Annotated in this window: 3 protein-coding genes and 1 pseudogene; all 4 read right to left on the reverse strand. The window is 64.7% G+C overall.

What is annotated here, in order from left to right:
• A pseudogene (locus AC04L7_RS12645) lies at window positions 1–1,298 on the reverse strand (hypothetical protein); the annotation flags it as partial.
• 133 nt (window positions 1,299–1,431) lie between these two features.
• On the reverse strand, window positions 1,432–2,310 hold the full coding sequence (gene rpoH, locus AC04L7_RS12650; RefSeq protein ID WP_296282130.1) for an RNA polymerase sigma factor RpoH: 879 nt from the start codon (window positions 2,308–2,310) through the stop codon (window positions 1,432–1,434).
• A 185-nt stretch (window positions 2,311–2,495) separates the two neighbouring features.
• Window positions 2,496–3,338 carry a metal-dependent hydrolase gene (locus tag AC04L7_RS12655; RefSeq protein WP_435996365.1) on the reverse strand — a complete coding sequence of 281 codons (843 nt, stop codon included), beginning with the start codon at window positions 3,336–3,338 and terminating at the stop codon, window positions 2,496–2,498.
• Between the two features lie 66 nt (window positions 3,339–3,404).
• Entirely contained in the window at window positions 3,405–4,631 is a 1,227-nt protein-coding gene (locus AC04L7_RS12660; RefSeq protein ID WP_475513123.1) for a dipeptidase, read from the reverse strand.
• Window positions 4,632–4,719: the final 88 nt, after the last annotated feature.

Below are 4,719 nucleotides of genomic sequence, written 5' to 3' on the forward strand. Positions count from 1 at the left end.
AATATATAGCGCTCGCCTTCCGCTGCCCAGGATGCGTCGCGGTCGAACGCCGCCTCACGGATGTCGCCGATATGGCGCAGCACGACCGGATGGGCCTGCATGGCTGCGTTGGCCTGCAGCACGAAGATGCCGTCCTGCCGCGCGAACGCATCGGGAGCCTCGCCACGGTCGGTATCGACACGCGCTGCGTCCAGTTCACCTGTCGCCGGCGGCTCACCCTCGAACGCGAATTCACGACCATCGGCCAGCGTGAGCACGCCCTTGCCGAGGCGCTCCGTGTCGGCGTCGACGGTGATGAACTCCGCGAGGATGCGTCCGTTCCCCTTGTCGCCGGCCAGGTCGAACACGAACTCGTTCGCGCCGTCCGCTTCCCCCGTGCCCGCCAGGTCGAAGTCGAACGCCGTCAGGGTGCCGATGTGCTCCTGCACCAGGGGCGAGCGCTGCACGGCCACGCGCGCCTGGCGCGTGAAGATATTGTCCTGCATGTCGCCGAACAGTGCGCCGGCACCTTCGTGATCGGCAAACTCATCCTCGCCGCGCGGTTCGCCGTCGAAGGGCACGCGCCGGCCATCGACCAGCGTCAGCACSCCCTTGCCGAGGCGTTCGGTAGCGGCACTGACGGTGATGAAGTCGGCTTCCAGCCGCCCACGTCCCTTGTCGCCCACGACATCGAACACGAAAGCGTTCATGCCAGGCGCCGCGCCCGAAGCGTCGCTGTCGATCTCGAAGGTGCTGATGCGGCCGATGTGCTGCTGGATCACGGGATAGCGCTGCGCGGCTTCGCGTGCCTGCTGGATGAAGAGACCGGCCCCCGCCTCGACGTCCTCGTCGTGGTCGTGGTGGTGGTGATCGTGGCTGCCGTCTTCCGCCGCCAGGGCATCGGCGCTGCCGGTGATCGCATGCTCCGTGCCGTCGGCCATGACCAGGACACCGGGTCCCAATGCTTCCTGGGTGGCGCTGACCGTGATGAAGCGCGCGGTAACACGCCCCTTGCCGCGGCTGCCTTCCACGTCGAACACCAGCACGTCCGGGCCGGGCTCGTCCATGCTGGCGGCGTCATCGAGCGAGATCTTGCGGATCGCACCGAGATGCGCAGCCACGACGGGATCCACCTGCATCGCCGCACGCGCCTGTGCGTCGTACTCTTCGCGATCGATGCCGAAGCGCACACCGCCTTCTCGCCCCTCGGATGGGAGGTTGCCCGTGTCCGCCGCCAGGGCCGGCATGACAGACGCACCCCACGCTCCGCACATCACCGCCAATGCCAAGACCCAATGCCGCTTGTTGCCCCACCCCATGCCCTGCTCCTTCTGGTTGTCACGCCGCCCACGGCGGGTCGCGGCGTAGTGGACCACATCCGCCATTCCACCCGCCACAAAAGCGGAGAGGCCCCGATGGGGCCTCTCCGGTAACGACTCGCGCGTGCGTGAATCAGGCAGCGAACAGCGCCTTCATCTTCTTCAGCGCATTGGCTTCGACCTGGCGGACGCGCTCGGCGGAAATGCCGTACTCGTCGGCCAACTCCTGCAGCGTGACCTTGCTTTCGCTATCCAGCCAGCGGCGCTTGATGATGTCGCGCGAGCGGTCATCGAGATTGGCCAAGCCCTCGCGCAGCAACTCGAGCTGGTTATCCTCGCTGTCTGCGCGCTCGTATGCCTGCGACGGATCTTCGTCGCGCGCGACCAGATAGCTGGCGGGTGACGGGGGCGCATGGTCCTCGTCCTCGTCCGACGGCGCATCGAACCCGATGTCCCGCCCCGACAGCCGCGATTCCATCTCCATCACCTCGCGCTCGGACACGTTGAGGTCCTTGGCGATGGCGCTGACCTCTTCGGCATTCATCCATCCCAGGCGCGTCTTGGACTTGCGCAGGTTGAAGAACAGCTTGCGCTGCGCCTTGGTGGTAGCGACCTTCACGATGCGCCAGTTCTTCAGGATGAACTCGTGCATCTCGGCACGGATCCAGTGCACCGCGAAACTGACGAGGCGCACGCCCATATCCGGGTCGAAGCGCTTCACCGCCTTCATCAGGCCAATGTTGCCTTCCTGGATCAGGTCGCCGAGCGGCAGGCCGTAGCCGTTGTAGCCACGCGCCACATGCACGACGAAGCGTAGGTGCGAATGCACCAGCTCGCGCGCGGCATCGAGGTCTTCCTCGTCACGGTAACGATTGGCGAGGGCACGCTCGTCTTCCACCGTCAGCACCGGGATCTGGTGCACGGCGCTGATGTAGGCGTCGAGCGAACCCAGCGCGCTGGGAATCGGCAGGTTGTGAGTGACCAGGGCGGTAGTGGGAGTGTTCTGGCTCATGGGCATGGATGTTAGCAGTCGGGGGGTTCGACTGCTAACCGTGCCGGAAGTTCCGAATTGTTCCAGTTGTGCAACAACCGGGCCCTCAACGCCAGGCCTGAAAGTGATTACTAATCAACAACTTGGATATGCCGCAAACATCAGTGCTGCCGGTAACCCGCGGAAGCAGGTTAGGGGGCAATCGTTCAGTTTCGGGGCGCCATCGGGACCACGGACGGCGAATGCTCCGCACCCAGACGCGTCAGCACGGCGGCCGCCAGCGCGTCCGCGCCGGGCAAGCAGTAAGGATCGAACCGCGGCGCCAGGTAGTCACGCAGGTGCTCGAACGACCTGCGCCCCATCTCGTGTCCGGCCCCCAGATGACTGATCAACTGTGTCCAGGTCGCCCTTCGCCACAACAGGCGATCCTGCGCGAGCAGCCACGCTGCGAGGCCAGTCAACAGAAGATGGAACAGCGTGGCGGTCATCGCCGCACCCAGCATCCGCACGGGATAGCAGGGTGATACCGCCTGGAGCAGGTCGAATGCGACTGCCCGATGCTCGATCTCCTCGGCGAAATGCCATTCCATCAGATCGCGAAGGCGCGGGTCGGCGTCTGCAAGGATCGACTGGCTCAGGAATTCGTAACCCAGATAGGCATTGATATGCTCGACGCAGCTCACCAGCGACACGCGCAACCACAAGGGCGCGAGGCGATCCATCACACGGAAGACGCATCGCTCCACGACACGCTCCACGCCTCGGTAGGCGTAACCTTGCGCGTCGAGATTTGCCCAGTAACGCTTGTGCGCGACCCCGTGCTGCGCCTCCTGGCGGATGAAGGCTTCGCAACGCGCACGAAGCGCGCCGTCCGGGATGCGCGGCAGACAGGCGTTGAGCGTTCGCATATAGAACGCCTCGTTGGCGGGCACCAGAATGGTGTACGCGTTGAGCAACGACGACACCACCTCATTGCCGGGCAGCCAATGCCTCGGGATGTCCATGCCCAGCGTGGCGATGAATCGACGGGCGGTGATCGTCTCTTCCATGACACCTGCCTCCCGAAGCCTCCGTCACATGCGTCTGCAAGACCGCACGCCGATCGTCGAGCGTTCTCAACGCWCCGCGGATCCGATCGCTTGCGCCTCCCTGAACACGCGCAGGAGGTTGCCGCTCCAGCACGAGCGGACATCCTGCTCGGTGTAACCGGCCGCCAGCAGTGCGTCCGTGATCCGGGGCAACGCGCTGACATCCTCCATGCCGGTCACGCCGCCGCCGCCGTCCCAATCCGCCCCGATGCCTACATGGTCTACGCCCGCCACCTTCAGGATGTGAAGGAGGTGTGCCATGTAGTCCTCGAATGTGGCGCGCTTGACCGGGTACCGGGCTTCGATAGCACGGCGCTCAGCCAGATATGCCGTTACGCGGTCCGTCGCCAGCCGATTTTCAGGGCCGTACTTTTCTCCAAGGGCATCCATGGCCGCTTCGCGCTCGGAAATCTTCGGGATATCGATCAGGTAGCCACCGAACGCGTTGACGTGGATGACGCCCCCTTTCGAAGCGAGCTGCCGAATGCGCGAATCGTCGATGTTGCGAGCGTGGTCGTACAACGCGTCAGCACTGGTATGGGACAGCACGATCGGCGCCTTCGATAGTGCGAGCAATTGATCGAAGACGGTGTCGCTGGCATGCGACGCATCCAGCACGACCCCGAGGCGATTGGCCTCTTCCACCAGGTGACGACCCGCCGGGCTCAGGCCATTCCATTCCGCCCCGGCCGGGTCGGTCGAAGAGTCACCGAAATCGTTGTTGCGCACGTGCGTGATGCCCAGCATGCGCAGGCCAAGCCGATGGTAGGCCGTCAGCAAGCTGGGATCGCTGGCCAGGGGAGCGGCATTTTCCATGCTGATGAACGACACGCGCTTGCCGGCGCGTCCGATCCGCTCTGCGTCATCGGCGGTAAGCGCAAGCTCCATCTCCCCCGCGTTGGCCGCAAGCATTTCATGGATGCTCACCAGGCGATCCAGTCCGTGGTCACGCGCYGCGCGCTTGCCGTCCACGTCGCGCGCGCCCTGCGCGGTGTAGATGACCCAGAATCCGCCATCCAGCCCACCCGCCTTCATGCGCGGCAGGTCCACTTGTGAAAGATCGCCTTCGTGTTCGTGGTTGTCGGCGATGTTCCAACCGGGGCGACGGAAGTTCGCAGGGGTGTCCAAATGGGTATCCAGGACGAGTGCCTCATCGTGCACGCGTCTTGCCGACGGCGCCACCTCATCGGCGGCGACGCCGTCCAGGCAGATCATCGCCAGCGCGCTGGCCAACGCCCATCGACATACCCTCATGCACCCGCCCCTTCGTGAGATGAGACCCGATTGTTGGCGAAACACAGGCAAGAAAAAACCCCCAGCTTTTCAGCTGGGGGTTTTGGGG

It is taken from the genome of Pseudoxanthomonas sp. LjRoot204_2 (genome assembly GCF_056175765.1).